At 63.4% G+C, this 23434-nt stretch carries 29 protein-coding genes, 2 tRNA genes and 1 pseudogene; 10 read left to right on the forward strand and 22 right to left on the reverse strand.

Going from position 1 to position 23434, the window contains the following annotated elements:
• Nucleotides 1–26: 26 nt before the first annotated feature.
• Together R3P93_RS19925 and R3P93_RS19930 are read right to left on the reverse strand one after the other, a co-directional pair.
• Nucleotides 27–1706 carry a BCCT family transporter gene (locus R3P93_RS19925; protein WP_256989553.1) on the reverse strand — a complete coding sequence of 560 codons (1680 nt, stop codon included), beginning with the start codon at nucleotides 1704–1706 and terminating at the stop codon, nucleotides 27–29.
• A 179-nt stretch (nucleotides 1707–1885) separates the two neighbouring features.
• The gene (locus R3P93_RS19930) at nucleotides 1886–2680 is read right to left on the reverse strand and encodes an endonuclease/exonuclease/phosphatase family protein (protein WP_094671306.1); all 795 of its coding nucleotides are present in this window, start codon (nucleotides 2678–2680) and stop codon (nucleotides 1886–1888) included.
• A 146-nt stretch (nucleotides 2681–2826) separates the two neighbouring features.
• On the opposite strand from R3P93_RS19930, the gene R3P93_RS19935 reads away from it, so the two are divergent.
• Complete coding sequence (locus R3P93_RS19935; protein WP_094671256.1) at nucleotides 2827–3246, forward strand: nuclear transport factor 2 family protein; 420 nt, start codon at nucleotides 2827–2829, stop codon at nucleotides 3244–3246.
• A 16-nt stretch (nucleotides 3247–3262) separates the two neighbouring features.
• Here R3P93_RS19935 and R3P93_RS19940 read toward each other — a convergent pair whose 3' ends face one another.
• Nucleotides 3263–3925 carry an IclR family transcriptional regulator gene (locus tag R3P93_RS19940; RefSeq protein WP_179272235.1) on the reverse strand — a complete coding sequence of 221 codons (663 nt, stop codon included), beginning with the start codon at nucleotides 3923–3925 and terminating at the stop codon, nucleotides 3263–3265.
• Between the two features lie 217 nt (nucleotides 3926–4142).
• On the opposite strand from R3P93_RS19940, the gene R3P93_RS19945 reads away from it, so the two are divergent.
• The 5 genes from R3P93_RS19945 to R3P93_RS19965 all read left to right on the forward strand — a co-directional run bounded on the left by R3P93_RS19945 (nucleotide 4143) and on the right by R3P93_RS19965 (nucleotide 8873).
• Nucleotides 4143–4967, forward strand: a complete 825-nt coding sequence (locus tag R3P93_RS19945) for an SDR family NAD(P)-dependent oxidoreductase (RefSeq protein WP_317533864.1) — start codon at nucleotides 4143–4145, stop codon at nucleotides 4965–4967.
• A complete protein-coding gene (locus R3P93_RS19950; RefSeq protein WP_317533865.1) occupies nucleotides 4960–6399 on the forward strand; it encodes an FAD-dependent oxidoreductase in 1440 nt (479 codons plus the stop codon). Before R3P93_RS19945 ends, R3P93_RS19950 begins: the two co-directional genes overlap by 8 nt.
• Nucleotides 6400–6423: 24 nt before the next feature.
• A complete protein-coding gene (locus R3P93_RS19955; RefSeq protein ID WP_094671260.1) occupies nucleotides 6424–7755 on the forward strand; it encodes an MFS transporter in 1332 nt (443 codons plus the stop codon).
• A gap of 12 nt (nucleotides 7756–7767) precedes the next feature.
• Nucleotides 7768–8547, forward strand: coding sequence for an SDR family NAD(P)-dependent oxidoreductase (locus R3P93_RS19960; RefSeq protein ID WP_094671262.1), 780 nt, complete (start codon nucleotides 7768–7770; stop codon nucleotides 8545–8547).
• A gap of 104 nt (nucleotides 8548–8651) precedes the next feature.
• Nucleotides 8652–8873 (forward strand): hypothetical protein, encoded by a 222-nt coding sequence (locus R3P93_RS19965; RefSeq protein WP_143536679.1) that lies wholly within the window; start codon nucleotides 8652–8654, stop codon nucleotides 8871–8873.
• A gap of 34 nt (nucleotides 8874–8907) precedes the next feature.
• Here the strand turns inward: R3P93_RS19965 and R3P93_RS19970 are convergent, their stop codons facing one another.
• From R3P93_RS19970 to R3P93_RS19985, 4 genes are all read right to left on the reverse strand, one after another.
• Nucleotides 8908–9588 (reverse strand): hypothetical protein, encoded by a 681-nt coding sequence (locus tag R3P93_RS19970; RefSeq protein WP_317533866.1) that lies wholly within the window; start codon nucleotides 9586–9588, stop codon nucleotides 8908–8910.
• A 137-nt stretch (nucleotides 9589–9725) separates the two neighbouring features.
• A tRNA-Arg gene (locus tag R3P93_RS19975) sits at nucleotides 9726–9798 on the reverse strand.
• Nucleotides 9799–9848: 50 nt separating this feature from the next.
• Nucleotides 9849–9938, reverse strand: a tRNA-Ser gene (locus R3P93_RS19980).
• Between the two features lie 123 nt (nucleotides 9939–10061).
• Nucleotides 10062–10826, reverse strand: coding sequence for a dienelactone hydrolase family protein (locus R3P93_RS19985; protein ID WP_068054886.1), 765 nt, complete (start codon nucleotides 10824–10826; stop codon nucleotides 10062–10064).
• 93 nt (nucleotides 10827–10919) lie between these two features.
• Between R3P93_RS19985 and hisC the strand changes: the two genes are divergently transcribed.
• Nucleotides 10920–11972: a histidinol-phosphate transaminase gene (gene hisC, locus R3P93_RS19990; protein WP_128646486.1), complete on the forward strand. Its 1053-nt coding sequence runs from the start codon at nucleotides 10920–10922 to the stop codon at nucleotides 11970–11972.
• Here the strand turns inward: hisC and R3P93_RS19995 are convergent.
• Both R3P93_RS19995 and R3P93_RS20000 read right to left on the reverse strand, forming a co-directional pair.
• Nucleotides 11961–13007 carry an alpha/beta hydrolase gene (locus R3P93_RS19995; protein WP_317533886.1) on the reverse strand — a complete coding sequence of 349 codons (1047 nt, stop codon included), beginning with the start codon at nucleotides 13005–13007 and terminating at the stop codon, nucleotides 11961–11963. The genes hisC and R3P93_RS19995 overlap by 12 nt on opposite strands.
• Nucleotides 13008–13295: 288 nt before the next feature.
• Nucleotides 13296–13499 (reverse strand): DUF3072 domain-containing protein, encoded by a 204-nt coding sequence (locus tag R3P93_RS20000; RefSeq protein WP_032395510.1) that lies wholly within the window; start codon nucleotides 13497–13499, stop codon nucleotides 13296–13298.
• 141 nt (nucleotides 13500–13640) lie between these two features.
• Here R3P93_RS20000 and R3P93_RS20005 point away from each other — a divergent pair, with 141 nt between their 5' ends.
• A complete protein-coding gene (locus R3P93_RS20005; protein ID WP_317533867.1) occupies nucleotides 13641–13964 on the forward strand; it encodes an excalibur calcium-binding domain-containing protein in 324 nt (107 codons plus the stop codon).
• A gap of 78 nt (nucleotides 13965–14042) precedes the next feature.
• A complete protein-coding gene (locus R3P93_RS20010; RefSeq protein WP_317533868.1) occupies nucleotides 14043–14966 on the forward strand; it encodes a pseudouridine synthase in 924 nt (307 codons plus the stop codon).
• A gap of 17 nt (nucleotides 14967–14983) precedes the next feature.
• On the opposite strand, the gene R3P93_RS20015 is transcribed toward R3P93_RS20010, so the two are convergent.
• A complete protein-coding gene (locus tag R3P93_RS20015) occupies nucleotides 14984–15796 on the reverse strand; it encodes a formate/nitrite transporter family protein (RefSeq protein WP_094687505.1) in 813 nt (270 codons plus the stop codon).
• A gap of 533 nt (nucleotides 15797–16329) precedes the next feature.
• On the opposite strand from R3P93_RS20015, the gene R3P93_RS20020 reads away from it, so the two are divergent.
• On the forward strand, nucleotides 16330–16773 hold the full coding sequence (locus R3P93_RS20020) for a hypothetical protein (protein WP_317533869.1): 444 nt from the start codon (nucleotides 16330–16332) through the stop codon (nucleotides 16771–16773).
• A 170-nt stretch (nucleotides 16774–16943) separates the two neighbouring features.
• Here R3P93_RS20020 and R3P93_RS20025 read toward each other — a convergent pair whose 3' ends face one another.
• The 12 genes and pseudogenes from R3P93_RS20025 to R3P93_RS20075 all read right to left on the reverse strand — a co-directional run.
• Nucleotides 16944–18197: a phage portal protein gene (locus tag R3P93_RS20025; protein WP_317533870.1), complete on the reverse strand. Its 1254-nt coding sequence runs from the start codon at nucleotides 18195–18197 to the stop codon at nucleotides 16944–16946.
• A gap of 3 nt (nucleotides 18198–18200) precedes the next feature.
• Complete coding sequence (locus R3P93_RS20030) at nucleotides 18201–19367, reverse strand: phage major capsid protein (protein ID WP_317533871.1); 1167 nt, start codon at nucleotides 19365–19367, stop codon at nucleotides 18201–18203.
• Nucleotides 19368–19625: 258 nt separating this feature from the next.
• On the reverse strand, nucleotides 19626–19895 hold the full coding sequence (locus R3P93_RS20035; RefSeq protein ID WP_317533872.1) for a hypothetical protein: 270 nt from the start codon (nucleotides 19893–19895) through the stop codon (nucleotides 19626–19628).
• A gap of 182 nt (nucleotides 19896–20077) precedes the next feature.
• Nucleotides 20078–20230, reverse strand: a complete 153-nt coding sequence (locus tag R3P93_RS20040) for a hypothetical protein (protein ID WP_317533873.1) — start codon at nucleotides 20228–20230, stop codon at nucleotides 20078–20080.
• The gene (locus tag R3P93_RS20045; protein ID WP_317533874.1) at nucleotides 20223–20543 is read right to left on the reverse strand and encodes an HNH endonuclease signature motif containing protein; all 321 of its coding nucleotides are present in this window, start codon (nucleotides 20541–20543) and stop codon (nucleotides 20223–20225) included. Before R3P93_RS20045 ends, R3P93_RS20040 begins: the two co-directional genes overlap by 8 nt.
• A 125-nt stretch (nucleotides 20544–20668) precedes the next feature.
• Nucleotides 20669–20845 carry a hypothetical protein gene (locus R3P93_RS20050; protein ID WP_317533875.1) on the reverse strand — a complete coding sequence of 59 codons (177 nt, stop codon included), beginning with the start codon at nucleotides 20843–20845 and terminating at the stop codon, nucleotides 20669–20671.
• Nucleotides 20842–21195: a WhiB family transcriptional regulator gene (locus R3P93_RS20055; RefSeq protein ID WP_317533876.1), complete on the reverse strand. Its 354-nt coding sequence runs from the start codon at nucleotides 21193–21195 to the stop codon at nucleotides 20842–20844. The genes R3P93_RS20050 and R3P93_RS20055 overlap by 4 nt, the downstream gene beginning before the upstream one ends.
• A 127-nt stretch (nucleotides 21196–21322) precedes the next feature.
• Nucleotides 21323–21505, reverse strand: a complete 183-nt coding sequence (locus R3P93_RS20060; RefSeq protein ID WP_317533877.1) for a hypothetical protein — start codon at nucleotides 21503–21505, stop codon at nucleotides 21323–21325.
• Between the two features lie 360 nt (nucleotides 21506–21865).
• A pseudogene (locus R3P93_RS24660) lies at nucleotides 21866–22078 on the reverse strand (hypothetical protein); the annotation flags it as partial.
• Between the two features lie 3 nt (nucleotides 22079–22081).
• Nucleotides 22082–22444 carry a hypothetical protein gene (locus R3P93_RS20065; protein WP_317533878.1) on the reverse strand — a complete coding sequence of 121 codons (363 nt, stop codon included), beginning with the start codon at nucleotides 22442–22444 and terminating at the stop codon, nucleotides 22082–22084.
• Nucleotides 22441–22620 carry a hypothetical protein gene (locus R3P93_RS20070; RefSeq protein ID WP_317533879.1) on the reverse strand — a complete coding sequence of 60 codons (180 nt, stop codon included), beginning with the start codon at nucleotides 22618–22620 and terminating at the stop codon, nucleotides 22441–22443. The genes R3P93_RS20065 and R3P93_RS20070 overlap by 4 nt, the downstream gene beginning before the upstream one ends.
• Before the next feature lie 32 nt (nucleotides 22621–22652).
• A partial coding sequence (locus tag R3P93_RS20075) for a hypothetical protein (protein ID WP_317533880.1) occupies nucleotides 22653–23434 on the reverse strand: 782 nt, incomplete at its 5' end.

Genomic DNA, 23434 nt, shown 5'->3' on the forward strand with positions numbered 1-23434 from the left:
CGGCCTCGAAACAGATATTCGAGCCCTCACTCCGTTCGATCGTCGGGAGACTCGACGCGGGTATCGGAATTCCGTGCCAGGCTCGACGAGCGCACTTTCTCGGACTCGGTAGCGGTCGACTCGCCGTTGTGTTCGCGGAATTCCTCCCGGGTGAGCGGTTGCACCTTCACTCGCTCGGCGCGCAGTCCCATCACCAGAGCAATGATCATCAACGACACCAGAATGAAGATCGGTAGCCCGATCACGGTGATGACCTGTTGCAGCGCCTGCAGTCCTGCCTCACCGCCGAGCACGATCAGAGTGGCGGCCACCGCGCCTTCGGTGACGCCCCAGAACACTCGCTGCCGCACGGGGCCCGCTTCACCGTCACCGGAGCACAGCATGTCGATCACCAGCGATGCCGAGTCGGACGAGGTTGCGAAGAACAGCGCCACGACGACCACGGCGATCCCTTGAACCAGGGTCGCGGCCGGGAAGTTCTCGAAGAACGTGAACATCGCCAATGGCACGCTCTCGGACACTGCTTCCGAGATCGAACCGCCGCTGCCACCGATTCCATCGATTCTCATTGCAGACCAGCCGAATACGACGAACCACACCAGTGTGAACAGCGACGGTGCGACCAGAACTCCGGCGACGAACTGGCGGATCGTGCGGCCCCGCGAGATCCGTGCGAGGAAGACGCCCATGAACGGGGCCCAGGTGACGGTCCACGCCCAGTAGAAGACGGTCCAACCACCCTGCCATCCCCACCCGCCGTCGGAGGTGAACTCGGCCATGGCGTCGTTCCAGAAGGACAGCGGAACGATGTCCTGTGCGTAATTGCCGAAGCTCTCGAACACCTGGCGCAGCAGAAAGACGGTGTCCGACGCGATCAGGACGAAGATCATCAAACCGACCGCGACGAGGATGTTCAGGTTGGAGAGGCGACGCACGCCCTTGTCCAACCCGACGGCAATCGAAATCGTCGCAACCACAGTGAGTACGCCGATGATCAGCACCTTCGCCCACACGGCATCGGGAAGCCCGACAAGCTCACTCAGTCCGGCGTTGATCTGAGAAGTACCGAGCCCCAACGACACTGCCAGTCCGAAGATCGTGCCCAATACTGCGAATACATCGATCGTCTTGCCTATCGGACCCCAAATGCGTTCCTTCAGAATCGGATAGAACACCGACGACACGCGCATCGGCAGCTTGTACCGGTAGATGAAGAAGCCGAATGCCAACCCTGGCAACGTGAAGATCGCCCAGGTGTGCAAGCTGAGGTGATAGAGCGAGATACTCATCGCATCCTGGGATGCTTCGACACTGTAAGGCTCCACGTCGTCGAACGGCGGCGCGGAGAAGTGCGAAATCGGTTCTGCCACACCCCAGAACATCAACACAGTGCCGATTCCGCCGGCGAAGAGCATTGCGAACCACGACAGGTTCGAATACTCGGGTCTGTCGTCGTCCTCACCGAGCCGCAGATGACCGTACTTACTGACGGCAACCCAGATCAAGAACACCAGCCACACCGTGACGCCGATGATGAAGAACCAGCCGAGATTGGTGACGATCCACTCCCTCCCGACACCGAACGCGTTTCCCACCCAGTCCTGGAAGACGAGGAACAGAACCAGCAATGTGATCGTGAGGCCGGCCGACACGAAGAAGATGTGATTGTCGGTTCTGAGGCCCAGTTTGCGAGCAAGTGTGTCCACGGTTGCCGTCACCATCCTCGACGGCACGGTTCGTCGGATTCGGTTCCTGCGCGGTCGTTGGGGCGTGCCGTCGCCGACCTTTAACAATTCTTTACTCGAGCCGGCCTGTCCACCGCTGCAGCCGAGTTGTTACCTGCCCGAGACGGGCAACGCGCCGAGCTCGAACCAGGACCCGGCCCTCAGATGTCGAGCGCAAGTGCTCGGTGATCGGACACCTCCGGCGCGGCGACGATCTCGAAGCTGCGTACCTCGAACGGCGAGGACACCAGCAGATAGCTGGCACTGCGCACTTGTTTCGTGTACCTCGACGTTCGGGTATCGGCTTCTCCCACCAAGTCGGTCATCCCATGCTCGGCCAGCAACGTGAACGTCTCGCTCGACGGCAGCAGATTCAGGTCTCCGCACAGGACGATTTCGTCGCTCACCGCCCGAACGTGCTCGACGATCTCCGCTAGCCTCAGGGCCTGCTCGAACCTAGCGGGACTGTCGCCCTTGCCTATTGGATCTCGCAGCCCGTGCAATTGGATGACAGAGATGAAGCTTTCGGCTACGCGATCGCGAACGGTGACCGTCAGGGCAGCTCGCGGTCGGTCCTCCACATTCCACTCCGCGTGATCGACGAACCGGGAGTGAACGAACCTCGCATCGATTCCCACGACGGGAAAGTCGTTACGCACCCAGGTGGCGATCCCGAAGTCCTGCCTCAGCTCGGTGCCGTCACCGTCGGTGACAGGCCCTGCGTCGTTCGCGACGAAATGCGGCGTATATCCGGGAAGCACCGCCGACACGTCGTCGAACAGGTTCAATCGCTGCGGCAGAGTGCGCTCACCGTCCGCGAACGTCGCCCAGCCCGATCGATGCGGAGTGCGAGTGACCTCCTGAAGACAAATAGCATCGGCTTCAACGGTTTTCAGCCAGGCGACGAGCTCGTCGTACATGGCACCACCCCACGCATTGATCGATACGATCTTCACGGCGTCATGATGGCAGACGCGGTGATACCCACGCAGTCCCTTTTCGGTCACCGCGCGCGGACCCTGACTCGACTATCGGGCGGACCGAACGTAACGTCGACATCAATACGCACTACGCGTGCGAATAGCGCACCAAGGAGACGCCGATGCCCGGTCCCGACTCGACAACCGTTGCCGATATCCAGCTTCTTTACGGGAGGCAAAGCCACGCAATCGATTCCGGACGCGCGGCGGAGTGGGCCGAGACATTCACCGCGAACGGCGTCTTCGATTCGCCCAGTTACCCCGAACCCGAGGTCGGCAGCGACCAGTTGACCGCATTTGCCCAGCGCTTCTTCGACAGCGCGATCGAATCGAATGAGAAACGCAGGCATGTCATCACGAACATTGCCGTCGATCTCGTGAGTGTCGATGAACTGATCGTCGACTGCTATCTCCAAATCATGGCAACGCCACGTGGCGGCGATACCCGGCTCGTCCGGTTCACGTCGGTCCGTGATCGTGTTGTACGAGTGGATGATCGGTGGCGTATCCAGCACAGGACCGTGTCCCGCGACGACGCCTGACACCCCCAGCCACTGGCTAGCGAAGCAAACGCCCCAACCGTGCCGCAGCAGCGACGACGGCCGCGCCGAGTTGCGCTTCGTCGTCGATCTCGAACACCGACGCACCCACACTCGCCATGGCATCCCCGCGGCGACCTGGCACCACGGCGGACACGCCGCCGACCGATGGAATCACCTCGCCTTGGGTGACCGCGTATCCGACGCTCCGCGCCCTGGTCACTTCTGCGCGCTCGCCGTCGACCGGGGGTAGTGACGCGAGTATCGCCAGGCCGGCAGATCCCCGGTCGATCGGATCGACCTGCCCTCCACGGAATGCCACGTGCACCTTCGCGCCTCGTGGCTCGACAACCATCAACGCCCTTACTTCTGTCGAATTCTCGCGAACGACGAGATGGACTGTCGCCCCCAACTGATCCGCCAGTTCCTCGAGAACGGGGCGCGCTACGGTTCGCAGATCTTGCTCGACGGGTTCCGCAAGTGCCACCAGACCAGCTCCGAGCGCTATTCGCTTGAACTCGTCTCGCCTGCACAGATGATGGGCCTCGAGAGTCCGAACCAAGCGGTGAGCGACGGTGCGGTGCACACCGACTCCGTCGCCGATCTCGGTGATCGACAAGCCGTTCGGATGTTCGGCTAGAAGCTCGAGCACGGCGAGTCCGTGGTGCAGCGTTTTGGACATTCCCGAATCGATGGTCACGGCTCCCTTGCCGTCCATGCGGCCCGAGTCGGCATCGGACATGAAGGACCCCCTATTGACGAGTGTGAGGTGGACCACCTACAGTTCGGAGTGAATCGCACACTGCGTGCGATTATCGCACACAGTTGAGCGCACCGCAAGCTTTCGCTTCAGCCCGATTCGGGTGCCCGCTCAACATCTTCGGCATGAGGAGAACGCTATGAACAACCCCAATCCCGGTCGCGTCGTCGATCGCATGATGACCGCGGTCTACCCCGAACTGTCGGGCAAGGTTGCCGTCGTCACCGGGGCCGCTCAGGGAATGGGAGCGGTGTTCGCCAAGGGACTTGCGGCGCGCGGCGTGCACGTCGTCGGTGCCGACATCAACGACGCTCGGATGAAAGAGACAGCGGAGCAACTCAACACGGAGCTGGCTACCGAATCGCTGGTCGAGCAGCCTGGAACGATCATCGGTGCTCGAGTCGACGTCACCGTCGCCGATGACCACGAAGCGCTCGCCCGAACTGCGCTGGCCGAATTCGGGCGAATCGACTTCTGGATCAACAACGCCGGCATCTTCCCGTTCGCATATGCCGCGGACATCACCCCAGAGCAGATCGGTGCCACGCTCAGCGTGAACGTCGAAGGCGTTCTGTTCGGTTCGCAAGCAGCAGGTCGTCATATGTCCGAAGGGGGCGCGATCGTCAATATGTCCTCGGTATCCGCGCTTCGTGTCCGTAAGGGGCGTGGTGCCTACTGCACGTCCAAAGCGGCCGTCGCCCACCTGACGGAATCCCTTGCCGTCGAGTTCGGAGATGTGGGCATTCGCGTCAACTCGATTGCACCCGGCTACATCGACACCGAGATGACTCGGTGGGTGCAGGAAGATCCCGAAGCGCTTGCTCGAGCGCTCGATTCCGTTCCACTACATCGACTAGGTGCACCGGAGGAGGTCTTCGGTCCGCTCCTTTTCCTACTGTCGGACAGTGCTCGCTACGTGACCGGGCACAGTATTGCAGTGGACGGCGGGTCGCGACATGTCTGACACCGACTACGACGTCATCGTGATCGGCGGCGGCGGCGCGGGGCTTGCCGCGGCAGTCACGGCAGCCGAGAACGGTGCGTCCGTCATTCTTTTCGAGGCGCGCAAGGAACTGGGCGGATCGACGGCGCTGTCGGCCGGATTGTTCACCGCTGCGGCGACAAGCGTGCAACGCGCCCTCGGAATCGACGACAGCGCAGAGAAGTACTTCCAGCACTACATGGATCTCAATCAGTGGATGCTCAAGCCCGGCCTGATCAGAACCTTCTGCGAGCAGGCAGGACCGACTCTGGAGTGGCTGCTCGAGCTCGGATTGGAGATCCCCGCAAGGACTTCCGGCAACGCACACCAACCGGGCCTGAGCCAGGCGGGCGTCGAGGATGTCTGGAGGGGGCACGTTCCGAAGGACCAGGGTTACGGCCTCGTCCAGGTTTTGGACGCCGCACGCCGCAGGCACGGAATCGAGGTCGTTCTCGACACCCGTGTGCAGGCGCTACTCACCGAGAACGACCGGGTCGTGGGAGTCGTCGCCGATGATGTCGAACTCCGTTCTGCGGCAGTCGTAGTGGCCTCGGGTGGTTTCGCCCGGAATCCCGAGCTGGTCGATATTCATTTTCCAGCTGCCAACCGGGCCGGCTCCGATCTCTTCGTCGTTGCTGCCGAGGGCAGTCGCGGTGACCACCTTCGCTTTGCGCCGTCGGTGGACGCGTCCATAGCAGGTCACGGGTGGGGACTCATGCTGCCCACCGTCTACTTTCAGCGCTACCACCACTGGCAGTCGGGATTTCCCCCGAAATCACGTATTCACGTGAACGCCGGGGGACGTCGATTCATGGACGAGGACGCCTCGTACGCGGTCTCGACCGGAATCATCGATGGTCAGGGTGGCTCCGCCTGGATGATTTTCGACGACAACGCTCGACAGAATCTGCCTGCGGGATATGCCGATTGGGCACCCGATCGTGTCGAGGACGAGGCAGACGCCGGCCGGACGCTTCGCGCTTCCTCCCTCGCGGAGCTGGCCGAACTCATGGCTGTACCCGCCGCGGCCCTCGATGCCACGGTCGAGCGATGGAACGCGCATCTGCCCCACGGCGAGGACCCCGACTTTCTGCGCCATCGGACACTCGCCAACAAGGGCAGCACGTCGAATCCCGAACCCATCGAGACCGCCCCCTTCTATGCCGCACGTATCCTCCCCGCCGAATTGGTCTGCACACATGCAGGTTTGGAGATCGATTCCGATTCCGCCGTACTGACAACACGCGGCACCCGCGTACCCGGCCTGTTCGCCGCAGGTGAGGCAGGAGCGGGAGTTCTCGGGCAACGGTACGTCGGTGGCGGTAACGCTGTCGCCAATGCACTCACCATGGGCCGGATTGCCGGTCGAAACGCCGCCCTTCACACCGTCGATGCTCAGCCACTGACGGCCTGACCACCCCAGACCTCGAGGACCCCGATGACTACGAACGATCGCGCCGTGCAGCCCGAGTCGGATGCACGAGCCCCCAGCACGAACCCGAAACAATCGCCCCTGACAGTAATCCGGGCCGCTGTCGTCGGAACCATCGTCGAGTACTACGACTTCGGTATCTACGGCTACATGGCCACCACCATCGCCGCACTGTTCTTCGTGTCCGACGATCCGACGGCCGCACTTCTCGGTACGTTCGCGGCCTTCGCCGTCGCCTTCTTCCTACGGGTTCCGGGCGGAATCTTCTTCGGACACATAGGCGACAAGTACGGCCGCAAAAATGCGCTGTCCTGGACCATCCTGCTGATGGTGATCGCCACCGCAGGAATAGGATTGCTCCCGACATACGTCACTCTCGGAGTGTGGGCCACCTCGGTTCTCGTCCTGTGCAGATGCCTGCAGGGATTCGCTGCAGGTGGCGAACTCGGAGGGGCGAACGCGTTCGTGTCCGAGTCCGCGCCGACGCGGTGGCGCGCGACCCAGACGTCGATGGTCAACACCGGAACGTACATCGGATCATTGCTCGCCTCGCTGTGCGCACTGGCACTGAACTCCGTCTTCACCGATGAACAGATCCTTTCCTGGGCATGGCGAATCCCCTTCCTGCTCAGCCTCGTGATCGGCGGCGTCGGCATCTGGATCAGGAACCGCCTCGACGACACTCCGGAATTCAAGGAACTAGAGGACAAGGGAGAGACCAAGAAGCTTCCCCTCTCGGAGCTACTGAGCACCTCCGGCGGCAGCGTCGTGAAGATAATCCTGCTCGGCGCGCTCATCACGGGCGGCTACTACATCGCATCGGTCTACGCCGCCACGTACCTCAGGACCGAGGGCGGCCAGACCTCGCAAGCAGCATTCCTGTCGACCTCGCTCGCCTTGGTTCTCGGGGTGATCACCCTGCCCATCTCGGGCTACATGGCAGACAGGTACGGGCGCAAGCCCGTGCTGTTCGCAGGCAGCTTCGCAGCCATTGTTCTCGGTGTGCCGATGTTCATGATGATGGCAGGCGGCACCCTGTGGCAGGCCGTCGTCGGGCAGTCGGTGTTGTTCATCGCGGTGTCCGTCGTCAACGGTGCCTCGTACGTGACATACGTGGAGATGCTCAAGACCTCGGTGCGGTACACCGGCTTGGCCCTGGGCAACAACACCACCAACATGTTGCTCGGTGGCACTGCACCTTTCATCGCGACGTACCTGATCTCGCTCACCGGAAATCCGCTCGCACCCGCTGGCTACTTCGTCTTCTGCGCCGTCATCACCTTCGCCACGGTCTTCTTCGTGACCGAGACGAAAGGTACCGAACTGAAAACAGAGTGAGAGGCCCCTCGCATGAACTTCGAGAACAAGACCATCGTCGTCACCGGTGCAGGAAGTGGCATGGGCCGAGTCGAATCGGAGATGCTGGCAGGCCGGGGAGCAAAAGTCTGGGTCACCGACATCTCGACGGCCACAGGTGAAGCCGTCGTGAAGAGCATCCTCGATGCCGGTGGCCGGGCGGAGTTCTTCCAACTCGATGTCACCGCACCGCAATCGTGGACGGCACTGGCGAAATCCATCGAGTCATCGGACGGTAACCTCGACGGACTGGTGAACAACGCCGGCGTCAGTCACCGAGCGGGCATCGAGGAGACGACTGTCGACGACTGGCACCGCGTCATGAACATCAATCTGAGCTCGGTGTTCTATGGAATGAAAGCTTGTGCGCCACTCCTCAAGCGGGGTGGTGGTTCCATTGTCAACGTGTCATCCATCGCCGGAATGCTTGGCTACTTCGCGGCAGGATACGGCGCAAGCAAATGGGGAGTGCGGGGTCTGTCGAAAGTAGGTGCCCTCGAATTCGCCGAATACGGAGTACGAGTCAATTCGATCCATCCCGGCCTGGTCGACACACCGCTACTGCATTCCGGCTCAACGGCTTTCGTAGAGACAAGCTTGCAATCGGTACCTGCAGGACGCGTCGCCGACGCCGAAGAGATCGCGGAATCCGTTGCGTTCCTGCTGTCGGATTCATCGCGGTACATCACCGGGACGGAAATAGTCGTCGACGGCGGACTGACGTCCGGCGGGATCTACCACCGCATCACCGATGAGTTGAAACCCGGACGCTGATGTCCGGGATGGGCGGGCCCTCCACTGCATCAGTTCTCTGCGGTCGGCTCGACTATGCCCTCGCGCCACCGGCCAACGCATGAGACTGTGGAGGAATGGAACCCATGCGCCCGGTCGACTACGCAGAACAGTCGACTTCGAAATTCGAGGAGCGCAAGCGGCGTTCGTGGCACGTGTTCTTTGCTTGCCTGGTGATCTGCCAGTTCACTGCCGTACTTGTGTACGACATCGGGTTCTGGTCGGTGGCCCTGGCGAGTGCCGCCCTGTGCGGAATGTACGAACTCCTGTGGGCCGTGCTCAATCGCGTTAACTCTCTCAGCGGCTGACGCCGCCTCACGCGGGAGATCGAGTTGCAGGAATTCAGCGCTTGGATCTTTTGGCGAACACGGCCATCGCCGCGCCGACTACGAAGACGAACGCCGTCAGCAAGATATTCGACCAGAGGCTGAAGCGAGTGTCGAACGTGAACTGTTGCGGTACACGGTTCTCCACGTTGTAGAGGTTCGACACCAGGCTCGCCGCGACGGCCACGACGCCCACCCCGATCACTACGCGCGATCGCAGGGCAACACCCCAGATCAACACCGCTACCGACATCGTCAACAGCGGTAGCAGTCCACGAATGGTCAAGTTGCTCAGGAAGAACAGCAGTCCGCTCCGCACGGCAACGACCGTGGCAACACACAATCCAACACTGACCGCGAGCCACAGACGAACGTGCAATTCGGCACCTGATCTACGTTCACGCCACGTGCAAAAGAGAGCAACTGCCCCGATGCACACCGGCAGTGCGATCAGCCAGTAGAGACCCGCTGCCGGTGATGCGAGATGCCCAGCTCCGCCGAACCACATCGGACTCGATACCGACTCCCCGGACCCGAGCGGCTGCCGAACGTAGAACGGCAGCGCGCCGATGAACAAAGCCGCGATGAGCAACAGAGGGACGGACAACCACCCGGTGACGGCATGCGGTCGAGAATCGGCACCGACGCCGTCCAGCCGAGCCCGTTCGTTCGAGATTCTGCCCGGTCGATCGCTCACGTGAACTCCCTCGACGACGTCACCAAACCCTACGCCCGGTTTGTTTTGATTGTCCAGATCAGAGCTGACCACCGCACCACTCGAGGCAGCGAAAAAGCCCCGAACCGCATCGCTGCAGTTCGGGGCTTCTTCTTCTGTGCGCCCGAAGGGATTCGAACCCCTAACCTCTTGATCCGTAGTCAAGTGCTCTATCCGTTGAGCTACGGGCGCATGTTCAGTTATTCAACTGGTCCAGCTGAACGGCAAAAATCTACCGTTCGTGGCGGAGGCGAGAGGATTTGAACCTCCGGTCCCGGTGAAAGGACAAGTCATTAGCAGTGACTCCCATTCGGCCGCTCTGGCACGCCTCCTAGGCTGCCGGCCCTCTCGGACCGCCGAGGAAAGAGATTACCCACAGCGGAGGCCAGAAGGCAAAACGGCTGGTCGACGCCTATGGTTCGCGCGTCGTTCGCGTCAAGGATGCTAGTTGCTCTTCAGCGCATGAAGCTGTCGAACCAGTCGAAGATTCTCGTCTGCGCGTCCACGAGCGCGGCCGCTGCTGGGTCGCTGTGGTCGGAGCTGCCGGGTTGTTCGCGGGGATGATCGGCTCGATGCTTCAGCCCCGAATAGCTGACGACGTTCGTGGCCACTGAAGCGCGCGTGGCGGCGTCGCGAAGGGCTTCGATGTGTTCCGGTGGGGTGTGGGGGTCGTCCTCGCCGTAGAGACCGAGCCAGGGGGCCTGCAGCTTGGGTGCGGCCTCGACCAACGCGACGGCGTCGGAGTTGAGCGGTTCGACGATGCCGGCGGCAGCGACACTGACCGCCGCCCCGACCGGACGGCTTGTGGCCACGATCAACGCTGCTGTCCCTGCGTCGTCGAACCCGATCACTCCGACACAATCGGGATAGACACCGCGCTGGACGAGCCAGTCGGAGGTGGCGTCGAAGTCCGCGAAGAGGTCGTCGCCGAAGACTTCCTTGTCGTCGCCGTGACCTCGATGGAACAGGTTCGGCGCGACGGCGAGCCAGCCTTCCAGCGCGAGTGCGCGCAGCAGGTCGAGTAGAGACTCGGGCACCTCACGTGCCTCGTGCAGCACGACGATTCCACCGCGAGGTGGACCGTCGGGTTCGACAGCCGTCAACGGCACTTTCTCGCGAGGGGGTGATTCGTGCGCGGTCGTGTCCACCACGTCGTCCGCACCGACCGTGGGCGCGGAGGCGGACCGAAGAACTGCGACGTCGCTCAATATTCCCGACATACTTATCGAAGATAGGACGATCGGTCCGGTCGTGCACAGCAATATCACGGACGCGCAGAAGTCAACCCCGAACCTGGGCGCATAATGGCAGCCGTGACCGCGCGCATCCGCCCCGACCTCGACGCCATCCCCGCCTACGTTCCCGGACGCACCTTTCCGGGTGCGATCAAACTGGCGAGCAACGAAACGACGCAGGGGCCGTTGCCGAGCGTGCGCGACGCGATCGCGGAGGCCGTCGGTGGCGTCAACCGCTACCCCGACAATCGAGCGACCGCGCTCGTGGAGTCACTGGCGAAGAAGCTCGGAGTCGCCGCGGAGAACGTGGCCGTCGGCAGTGGTTCGGTCTCGCTGTGCCAGGAGGTCGTACAGATCACCTGCGGTCCCGGCGACGAAGTGCTGTTCGCCTGGCGCTCGTTCGAGGCGTACCCCATCGTCACCAGCGTCGCCGGCGCGACACCTGTGTTGGTTCCGTTGACCGCCGACCACGTGCACGACCTCGACGCGATGCTCGCCGCCATCACTGACCGCACCCGGCTGATCTTCGTCTGCAACCCGAACAACCCGACCGGAACCGTCGTTCAGCGCGACAAGCTCGAGGCGTTTCTCGATGCGGTGCCGTCGAACATTCTCGTGGTCCTCGACGAGGCCTACTTCGAGTACACCCGCCCCGACGCAGGCAACCACACCGACGGAGTCGAGCTGGCACGCGGACGACGCAATGTGATCGTGCTGCGGACGTTCTCGAAGGCCTACGGACTCGCCGGCTTGCGGGTGGGCTACGCGGTGGCCGATCCCGAGGTGATCACGGCACTGTCGAAGGTGCGGATCGCCTTCGCTGTCAGCACCGTTGCCCAGCAGGCTGCGGTGGCGTCGCTGGAGGCGTCAGCAGAGCTGCTGGCCCGCACCGATGCCCTCATCGCGGAACGGGATCGTGTGCGCGACGCGCTCGTTGCGGGCGGCTACGACGTCGGCGCATCGCAGTCCAACTTCGTCTGGCTGCCGCTGGCCGAACGCTCGGGTGAGTTCGCTGCCGCTGCAGCCGAACAGGGCGTCCTGCTGCGCGCCTACGGGAACGACGGAGTGCGGGTCACCATCGGCGACCCGCACGAGAACGACGCGTTTCTGAAGTTCGCTCTACAGGCCTAGCGCGCGCTCGAGCGTCGGCCAGGATTCACGCAGGTCGTCCTGCCAGTACGGCCACTGATGGATGCCGTACGGGCGGTAGACGACTGTCGCGGGGATGTCGAGCGACCTGAGTCGAGTATCGAACACCGTTGTGCAGTAGAGCGCGGCAGCCTCGAGCGGTCCACCCATCAGGGCGCTCTCGACTCCGCTGCCACCGGGGCCTAGCTCGTACGGACCGGGTAGGCCGGTGCCGACGGACAGGTAGACGTCCTTGCCGCGGAGCGCCTCGGCATTACGCGACGGATCGTGCTCGACCCACTTGGGATCGGTGTTCTCGCCCCACATGTTGGTGGCGTTGCCGCCGTTGGTGGCGACGGTGGCGCGCACCGCGTCCTTGAAGTTGGTCCGCGAATTGTCGTAGCAACCGCTCAAGCCGGCGACGCCGGTGTAGAGGCTGGGGTGACGTGTCATCAGGTCCATCGCGGCCTGGGCGCCCATCGAGACACCCGAGATCGCGTTGGTGCCGTTACCGGAGAAGCGCGCATCGATCAGCGGCGGCAACTCCGACGTCAGGAACGTCTCCCACTTGTTCACGCCCAGCACCGGGTCCGGCACGTTCCAGTCCGTGTAGTAGCTGCTCGATCCACCGACCGGGAGCACGACGTTGACCTGCTTGTCGGCGAAGAAGTCGACGATGTCGGTCTTCTGCGTCCAGGTGCTTTCCTTGTAATCGGATTCCTTGCCCGCGCTCACACCGTCGAGCATGTACAGCGTCGGACGAGACACCGCCTGCGCGGCCGGAAGAAGAACCTGGACCTGGATGGCGCGGCCCATGGCCGGCGACTCCACCCACACGGCAGCGCGGCGGTCGGTCAGCATGTCCACCCGATCGATGCGCGCCGACGGCAGAGGCTGGGACTGAGCTGCGATGCCAGGAGCCCCACCGGCGCCATCGGAACTGCCGGTATCGGGGAGCGGCTGCGCCCCGGCGAGACCCGACCCCAGCAGCGACACTGCCAGAGCGGCTCCCGCTACTGCCAACACTCGGCGGTGCATCAGATTGCCCATCCTCCCCCGGCGCACCCTCACGGGGCGCAACACAAACAACATCCGTCACTCAACGTACCCACCGATATGCGCGCACGCTAAAGCTGTGGGTTCGCTCACAATAGCCGCGGATACACGGGTACAAGAGTCCACGTGATCCTTTGTTACATGTACTCGAGACATAACGGTCTACCTGGTCGGATGTCCTCGCGGACACCGCTACCGCGAGGGCACTCGATGTGACATTCGGTGGACTTTTCGGGGGTCGATGTCACATCGAGTGGACCTCTGGGAGTGTCAGCCGCGGCCGGTCTCGCCCTGCAGCTTGTCGATCATTTCCGACGCCTGTGCCTTGTTGAGACCCTCGGGAACTTCCTCGCCCGCTTCCTGCGCAAGAGTGCTCAGGTAGCTCTTCTGCGGGCCTGTCATCGGCTCGTCGCCGGTGACCCAATCGTCGGGATCCTTCTCGGGGTTCTGGTTGACCTGCTCGTTTTCGCTCATACGTTCGTAGATACGCCGAATCGACGGGTTCCAAACACGTTTACCCGTGTGTGCTCGGGCGTAGGTCACTCGAATGACTTGACTGACAGTTCAACAATTCGCCGAGGATGCTCCACATCACATCCCCTCGATTGGAGTTCCATGAAGACGAAGAACCTGCTGGTCAAGATCGGCATCAGCGGCGCGATCGCGGCGGCCGCCCTGGTCACCGCTCCGGCCGTCGCCTCGGCCGATCCGATCACCGATTTCCTCTGCAGCAGTGGTTCGGCCCAGTTCTGCCCGGTGCTCTTGCCCCCGCCCCCGGCCCCACTGGCGGCTCCAGCGCCCGCACCCCGTCAGGGCGGCACATTCCAGTACGAGAACTGCGACGCGGCGCGTGACGCCGGAGCCGCCCCGGTCTATCGAGGCGACTACGGCTACGGGCCTCATCTCGACCGCGACAACGACGGCATCGGCTGCGAGTAGCGAACTCGCACTTGTGCAGGCAGATGGCACCGATTCGTCTGCACAAGTGCGATCTCGGCGGGCGGATACGCTCATCCGGTGAGACGACGCCAGCAACCGCCCCTGGCGAAGCGGCACGGTCTCGATCCCGCGCGAATACGAATGCCCGAGGACGGCACCTGGTGCACCGTTCGTGACTTCCTGACAGCGACCGAGTCACGCATTCCCCCGCACCGGATCGACGCCATGCTCGCCGCCGGTCACATCGTCGACATGGCCGGTCCCATCTCCTTCGACGCTCCGTACCTCCCCGGCGAGGCGGTCTGGTTCCACCGCGACCTACCGTCGGAAACCGTTGTGCCGTTCGATATCTCGATCGTGCACCGGGACGACGCGTTGCTCGTGATCGACAAGCCTCACTTTCTGTCGACCATCCCCCGCGGCGGACATATTCTGCAGACCGCGCTCGTGCGACTGCGCCTCGAACTCGAACTGCCGCAACTGGTGCCCGCTCACCGGCTCGATCGTGTGACCGCGGGCCTGGTCCTGTTCGTCGTCGATCCGAAACTGCGTGGTGCGTATCAAACTCTCTTCCAGGATCGCAAGGTCCACAAGGAGTACGAGGCAATCGCGCGCTACGACCCTTCGCTCACGCTGCCGACCGTCGTTCGCAGTCGAATCGTCTCGCAGAAGGGACAATTCACCGCCCACCAGGTCGACGGAGAACCCAACGCGCACACCACCGTCGAACTACTGGAGCATCGAGACGGACTCGGCCGCTACCGATTGACACCGTTGACCGGCCGCACCCATCAACTGCGATTGCACATGAATTCACTCGGCGTGCCCATCCTCGGCGACGACCTGTACCCGACGGCAACCGGCCGAGCCGTCGACGACTTCACCGACCCGCTCCAATTACTCGCCAGTGCACTCGAATTCACGGACCCGATCTCGAAAGCCGTGCGACGCTTCGAGACCGGATTGGGCCTGGAGCGTTGGGTATCAGATGGCAGCCCGTGACTTCCGGCTCCGCTCGGCTACTCGGGATGTCGATCACGCTCGGACTTCACGAGTTCCTTCGTGCGCACCAAGCGCAGCGCAGTAACCAACACGACGCCCCCGATGATGTTGAAGAGCACTGTGTAGCCGAACCAATCGATCCAGTCTCGGTAACTCACGTCCGCACCCGCGTGGATGGCTCCGAAGATCAGCAGGGAATCGAGAATCGAGTGGAACAACTGCAATCCGGCCAGCAGGAACCCTGCCGCCATGGCAGCAATGATCCGTGCGACATCAGAGGTTGTTCCTTGCTGCATGCGAGTCAGCAACGTCATCGTGCTGCCGCCGAGAACGGCGAGGCAGATCGATTGGAGATTCAGCGGTGCGTCGACGAAATGATGTGCCGCCTCGGACAGCACCTCGAGCCACTCCGGGAACGCGTGTGCAATCAACCACATCACGAACCAACCGCCCAGCAGATTCGCAAGCAACGTTCCGACCCACAGCCTTGCCAGCTGCAGAGGTGTTCCGTCGCGGGCAACCACCGCCGCGATCGGCATCAGGAAGTCCTCGGTGAACAGCTCACCATGCGCGAGATAGATGGCCACCAGGCCGATGCCGAACGCCAGGCCCGCCAGCAGATGACTTCCGGTCTCGTCCAGCACTGCGAGATATGCCATCACACCCAGAGCAACTTCGAGCCCGCCGAAGAATCCGGTGATCAACACTGTGCGCACGGTCCGATGCAATCGCTCGGCACCTTCGGAGACGACAGCGTCGAAACTTTCCTCGAGTTCCTCTTCCAGAGGTCCCTCGTTGTCGCCGTCGTTGCGCCGCGCTTCTTCACTCATTCGCAGGTAGTACCCACTGAGCCGGTATCGATACCTGCTCGTCGACAATCGTCGCGGTGACGCTCGGCCATTGCAGCAGCACCCAGCCTGGTCAGGCCAACCGCATCACGCTGTCCGAGACTCGAACTGTCGCAGTGCGTCTCATCGCGATGAATGGTCCCGGCAGTCAGCTCGACGGACGGTCCGACGACATACTCAGTGACGACAAAGGTCCGCAACTCCGAGGCCAACGATGCCGCTCGGCTTGCTCCGTCACGAAAGAACCCGGCCCAACCTTGCGGGTGGACCGGGTTCGAACGACGAACATGTGGCGGAAGCGGAGGGATTTGAACTCTCCTACGCCCCGCTGCTCAGTGACCTATGCAGGCCCTGAGCAGCGGATTCACGTCCACCTCGATACCCGACGATTACCCCAGATAGTGGGCAAGTGTGGGCAAAGTGTGGGCACGGTCCTTCACGCGGCCGTGCTTGTCGGACCCGCGGGGTAGCGTCCGGGCCGAGCGGACATCTTCCACCCCGAGGAGCCACACCCCATGACAGACGACACCGAAACCACCACTGCACCCCCGGCACCGCCTCGCGAGGACCGCGACCAACTGCTGACACGAATCGTGACCCTCTTCAACCTCAACAGTGAGGCTGAGGTCGGCATCACCCTGACAGTCTCCGGTGTGGTCGTCTCGGGGACTTTGGTTTCGGGCGCAAGGTACTTCGACGCTGCAAACGAGACCTGGTCGAAAGGCGATCTCGCCGCAATCTGGAGTCTTGAAGTCGAGCACTACCGTCAGTTGGCGGACGGAACCGACAGGGCCGACCTTTCGACCGAGATCGCCCGCACGGGATACATACATTTGCTCGACGCCGTCGTACACGAGGGCGGCAGACAGCTTGGCGTAGCGGCTTGGCGCGGTCGCCTCACTGAGGTTTCAGGATGGTCTCTTGGTGCTCTGCGGGCAGGCCCGCCGGACTCTGAGTAGGACAAGACCAAGAACGCCCCCGAGGATTCGACCTCGGGGGCGTTTTGGTGTTCGGCGCTGGCCGGGTCCTCGGTGCCCAACGGAACTCAGGGCACCTTACCGGCCATACCTCCCCGAACCGGCAGAAAGGATCACACAAGATCCGGCCGGGGTGAGCTTGACGCCGAAGTTCAGGTGGGCGGCGGTGCCGAATCTTGCGGTGACGCCTGGCCGCCCTCGATGACATTCAGAGGTGTCACGAGCTCATCAGCGCCGTCGATGGCCGGCAGGTTCGCGCGGGCGCGCGCTTCGTTGCGGGTGAGCCACGGTGCCCCGGTCGAGGCCTGCAGGATTCGCGCGGACTCCTCAAACGACCCGCGGAGCTTCGACTCGATGTTCGCCTCCACGTAGAGCGGCCGCCCGCCATTCCAGCGGGGCACGAGCTGAGAGTTCAAGGCCTGCTCCCAGATCGTGATCCACGGCCCGAGGGCATCTCGGTACAGCATCTGGCGGAACGACTCGATGTTCGAGTACGTGCCCTCGCGTGCGCCGACGAGCTCCGGGGCGATGAAGTAGGCGGACGCTACCTCGGCATCGGTGAGCTTGCGTCCCTCGAGATCGAGGGTGTCTTTCGGCCGAAACGATGTGACCTCTTTGACTGTCATGCCGTCCTCGAGGATCGGTGTACCGCCCTCGTTGCCGCCGCCACGTTTGAATGCCGTCCATTGCGACGAGAACCGCTTCCAGCCTTCGTCAGTCCACTTCCCCGCCTCGGCCGGCCGCTCGATCACCTGCGGGATTCGCGCCGCGTTCTTCCACACCGACCGTCGATACGCGACCGCCTCCGACGATTCCGCGAGGATCTCGCGAAGAGTATCGATCGGAGACAGACCGTTCGATCCGCGGGGTGAGTAGCCGACCTCGTAGATGCAGTCGGCCGCATCGAACTCGATCACCTCGCCGCCGCGAGTCGTGTACCGGACAACGCGAACGTTCCCGAACTCGTCGCTCCGGAACTTCACCCGTCGCGCCGGCAGGCGAGTCAGGACGAGCGCGCCGTTCTTCTCGTGAGCTGTGACGCAAAAACGGTCGCGCAGAAGGAGATCGAGGAACACTGCACGCCAGAACCGCATTGGGGTCATGCCGGCCGCCGGTGCCTGCAGGACGCTGGCGATAGGTCCATTGGTGACGCGGCGGCGGTCGGTGTCACCCTCGCGGGAGTAGACGTGCAGTGGGATCGAGGCCACGTTCCTCGCGATGAACGACGTCACCTTGCGCACGGCCGGTTGATGCGTGAACGCGTACTCGGGTGACATATCGCCGGCGATGTCCTCGGTCGAGTAGCCGGCGTCGGCGAGCTCGATGGGGAACGCGGTGTCGACTGCGGCCGCGCTGGCCGAGTCGACGAACCGGCCGAGCGCGCCACCGCTGAGGAACGCGGCCATCGGTCAGGCCGCCAGATCGAGGGCGACGACGGCGGACGGCTTCGGGACGGTGAACTCGAACCGGCCCTCGCAGCGAGCACGCATCAGGTTGCGGAGCGCGTCGTCGGCGTGCTGCTCGAACCACTTCGTTTCGACGCCCAGCGTGTCCGTGGACAGTTCGGTCGCGCCTTCCCCGACCAGGTAGCCGGAACCGTTGTCCAGACCCGGCACGGTGACGACGGGCTTGCCCCACAGCTGCTTCGCTGCGAGGTTCACGGCCGTGTTGCCGAGTTCGAGATGCCCGTCTGCGGTGCGCGAGAGCTCGACGGCTTCCCAGTCGTCGGGCGACAGCGCGAAGTACGACGGGGTTTGGCCGGCGTTCTCGAGGCGTGTGATCGCCTTGCGGGTGGTGGTCACCAGGTCGGTGGCGAAGGCCTGTGCCAGGACACCGGACGTTGCCGAGAGCCCCTTGAGTTCTGCGACTCCGCCGGCCCCCTCGATCATCTGCCGTTCGAGTTCGGCATAGAGCCCGTACAGCAGCTCGTTCGCGACAAACGTTGCGAGAGTGGAGTTGTCGGCAATGAGATACTTGTCGATCGGCTCGGAGAAGTGGGCAACGACGCGGAGTTCACCATCGCGCTTCTCGATGCCGTAGATCGACGTCGGCTTCACCGCGCCCGGTGCGACGATCGCCGCGTTGTTCGTGCGGACTGTCTGCTGCAGCCACTCGAACCGCGGTGCGGACCGCTGCACGACCGGGACCACGGCGAGCAGCGACGTCGCGGGCTTGCCGATCTCTACGGGCGACTGCGACGACAGAATGATCGGCGTCAGGGTGTCCGAGTCCGCGATCGCTTTCCGGCCGGCGGTCCGCTGGACCTGCTTCGCGATGTTGCCGGCGAGCGACTTGAACTTGTCACCCTGCGGGAGGAACCCGGTCTTCACGGCCTTGCCGCCACGCAGCGTCGATTCCGAGTCCTCCTCGTCGCCGCCATCGTCCGAATCCATTGCACTCTTGAGCTTCTCGTCGATATCCGCGTTCTTCTCGATGCGCTCGCGGAGCTCGTGCTGCTGCTTGAGTAGCTGTTTCGTTTCGGCTACCTCGGCGTCGGTGTAGTCGCGCTCGATGCCAATGAGCTGCAATTCTTTGACGCGATCGTACAGCTTGGCGAGTTGTTCTTTCAGGTTCACGGTTTTGATTCCTTCTGAATCATGCAGCGCCGCAATCTGATTGAGGCGCATAAGTTGATGGGGGAACCGGCTGCGGTGTCGGCTGGCGGTGCCTCTAACGGCTGGCGGCCACCCCAACATCGGGCGACTTCGCGGACCGGGCAACTACGCGGACCTGACTCGAATCCGGTGAACAACGGGCGCGGCCGGGGCATCGCTGGCGGCGGTCATCCGGCTACGCGGACGATGCACCGACTCGCTCGTTCTTCGAGATCGACCCTAGTCCATCGAACGTTCGACGAGCCACAGCAGCGGGGCAGCAATGTCTGCCGGCGACAACTGCGCGGCCAACGAACCACCCTGGCCGGCGAGAGCCGAGATCAGACGCTCGAGCCCCTCCTCCCGGTCGTCGATCGCCTCGCGGAGCACGAGCTGCATGCCCGGGCCGTCGTGATTCTGCGATGCCAGCGCGATGCGGGCCGCGCGTCCGATGTCGACGTTGCGGATCATCTCGAATCCCTCACCCTCGGTCGTGTACTCATCGCTCATGGTCGTGAATTCCTCTCGATCGGTGTCAATTTCGAACAACTCGAACTCGGGTCCGAGCAGATTGAATGGCAGGTCAGACACCCCACAGGGTGGGATACCCCCACGACGCGTGATACGAGCGCGACTGCGCGCGTCCACCGAGTCGGTGTCCGCTGGCCGGTTGGCCTGTTCCGTCGACCCCCTTACGGGGTGGGGGTGGCTTGGGTGGCCGCGGCGCGGCGGAGGGCGGCTTTGAAGTTGGGGCTGATGTCGTCGACGCCGTCCCAGAGGTGTTCGACGGCGGCGCGCATCTGAGCGCGGACCTCGTCGTCCCGGGCCTGTTGTTGGTTAGTCATGGCTCGTTCGCTTTCGTTCGGTGGCGGTCTTCTCGGCGTGGTGTGGCGGGCAGAGCGACTGCAGTGGGCCCGTGTACATCTCACCGCCGCCGGCGAGGTTGTCGATGTGGTCGACTTCGGCGGCGAGGCGTTGGCAGCCTGGTCGTTGGCAGATCGGGTGTTGCTCGAGCTGCTCGGCGCGGAGCTTGCGCCAGCGTCGGGTGCTGCCGTTCTTCCAGGCAGAGCCGGACCACGCGGGCCAGCATGTCGGGCACTTGCGTGCGGTGGTGGTCTGCTTGCATCGGGGGCAGATGCGGGGCGGCGCGCTAGGCACGGTGGTCGTCCTCTGCGCCGGCGATCTCGTGGAGTTCGTGGAGGATTCGTCGGCAGGTGGTGCAGCGGCGGTCCTCGTGTGTGGTTGCGTTGGTGCAGCCGTTGCCGAGGCACGGCTTGGGCCGGTTACTCACGGTCGATCTTCTCGGCTGCGTCGACGAGTCGGTTGGCGAGGTCGAGCGCTTCCGTATTGGTGAGGGCGAGGCGTAGGCCGCGTGCGCCGAACAGTGTGACGCACACAGGTCTGGTGGCGGTGGGGTCAGCGTGTACTCGGACCTTGAGGTCGGGGGCGGTGACTCTCATCGGGTGCGTGCCTTTCGGGGTGTTGGTCGTCCGTAGACGCGGCCGGCCCAGACGCCGGCGACTTCTCGTGCGGGTAGGGCTTGGCGTGCGGTGTCGCATGCTGTGTGGACGGGGCAGGTTGCACAGAGCTGCACCGCGGCGGTGAGGCGGGTGGTTGCGGCGTCGGCCTTCTCGCCGTCGATCTCGGCGTCGAACATGGGCCACCGTCCGTGGCAGGCGGCGTCGAGAAGTGTCGGGCTCTTGAGGATCTTCGCGGCCTCGGGGGTCTTGGAGTACGTCAACGCTGCCTCTCGGGGTCGCAGTCGTTCACCTTCGCGGTGGTGGCGAGGTGCGGTCGGCAGTGCAGGCATGGAATCGGGGTGTCGTCCGTGTCTGCGCCGAGCCAGCCGTTACGGCACCGCGGGTCGTGGAGGGGGTCCGTTGGCCGGACCCCATCGGTGTCGAGATCAACTACCTCGCCGTACCTGTCGTGCTGAGTCATCGCTGCGCCTCCTGGGCAGTCGGGTAGGTGCGAGCGGGTCTGACGTTCCGCTCGGGGATCAGGTGCTTGTAGAGAATCCTGGTCACCGGGACACCGTCGTCGAGCAGTTCTCGGGCGCGTGCGCGCTCGCCCTTTCGGAAGCCGCCGGGGAGTTGTTGGTCGATCCGAGAGAGGGACATTTCTTCCCCGTTTTTGTCTCCGATTGCATCGCTTTCGCGCGCGTTACTTAGGTGAGACGACGAAAGGACCTGATGCTTTTGATGACCTGATGTAGTTAGGACCTGATGGGGGGTCAGTGAGTGACCCCCTTCGGAGGTCGTCGATTGACCCCCTTCCTCCGCCGATTGACCCCCTTCGGCTGCGCCATTTCCCTCCGTGACGTCACGTGACAAAGGGGGTCGCTGAGTTACCCCCTTCGGTCGACGGGAAGGGGGGCACTGAGTTACCCCCTTGTCGTCCGGGAAGCAGACCGCGTAGACGTTCGCGCGGCCCTTCCCGATCTGGTTTCCTCCGACCTCGGTGAGCCGTACCCACCCCTTCCGTTGGAGTGATTTGATGGCGTTCTTGGCGGTGTTTTCGGTGACGGCCGATGCGGCCGAGAGCTTTGTCCAGCCGGGGAATGCGTTGCCCATCGACGCGTCCGTAAAGGTGGCGAGGATGACGGCCACGCGGAACTCAGCGTTGGTGAGGTCTGCCCCACGCAACGCTGTGAACCACTGCAGCTTCGTCCTCGCCGCCTCCGGTCGACTCATTTCTCAGAGGCCTCGCAATCCACGGAAGGTCCGGAACGCGAGCTCGACGGTCGCCTGATAGTCGTCGCACTCTTCGACGCTGTTGATCTCGTCGTGTCCGATGATCGTCAGAGCCACCGTCGAGCGGCCGATCTCGCCTTGCGCGTTGACGTTGTCGGTTACCGAGACCGAGTTGTTGGCGGGCAGCGCTATCTCCCACAGCCGCCAGAGCGCTCCGTCCGACCAATGCCACTTGGGTGTCGAAACGTGCTCGAACCCTTTCGGCGGATTGGGCAGTGCCAGCGCGGCGGCCTGCTCGAGTTCGCGGTGTTCGGCGTGTGAGTCGGCCCAGATGTGCGCGAGGTACTTCGCTGCTGCCTCGTTCATCGGGTGTGCTCCGTCAGCTCGTTAAGGACCGACGTCACCGCGGTCACCAGATCGCGAGCTTCACCGCCGTCGAGGCTGAGAACGACGCTGCGGCCGTAGGCGATCCGGATTCGGTGGTTCGAGGTCTGCTCGACGACTACTGGGGCGTCGGTCATCTCGTCGATCTGTGCGAACATGGCTGCGCTTTCGTGTATGAGGTGCGTGTACATCAGCTGATGTCCGTCGCGTCGAGTTCGACGAATCGGAGGTTGGCGCGCATGCTGCTCGGGCGTCCGATGCGTGCCATTTCCGAGAACAGGCGACTGGCCTCAAGGGCGTCGTCGAAGCCCACCCTGTGCGTGGACCGACTGAACTCGTCGTCCACGATGAGGGTCAGGTGATCATCGTGCGCGAGAACTGCTGTGAGAGTGAGGTAGTCGCCCAGCGCCGCCGACCCGCGTAGGGCGCGAGTGACGACGTTCTCCTTCGTAACGGATTCCTGCACCTGCGCTCGGACCGCGCGTGCGGCCGCCCGGATTGCGCCGGCGAGGTGGTCGGCGTCGTCTGGACTGAACTGCAGCGTGCCGGCGCATTCGAGCTCGACGTTGACGGTGGGTTCGCCGATAACTACGCGCCCCTCCTGGAGGGTGTCGTCCCGGCGGATCCACACGTTCGTGTCGTCGGGTGAGTCGAAGTCGACGGCCCACTCTCGGAGTGGCTGATCGGTGTCGTCAAGGATTGTCGTGAATGGTTCGAGCGGCCCGGTGTGACCGGTCGGCCGGTCGGCCTCTGCAACGGGATGCGCGGCCTCGGCGATCGCGGCGACGGCCTGCGCTTTCTGTGCTCTGACGTATTGCAGCTCGAGCATTTGCGATGCGTAGAGGTGCCGCTGCGACAGGGGCCATCCGGCGGTGATCTGGTCGAGCTTCTCGCGTGTCGTCTGCCATGAGCATGGGACCAGCGTGACCTGATTTCTGCCAGGGTGATGGGACCACCTGGATTGCCAGTTAT

It is taken from the genome of Rhodococcus cerastii (assembly GCF_033042195.1).
Taxonomy (GTDB): Bacteria; Actinomycetota; Actinomycetes; order Mycobacteriales; family Mycobacteriaceae; genus Rhodococcoides.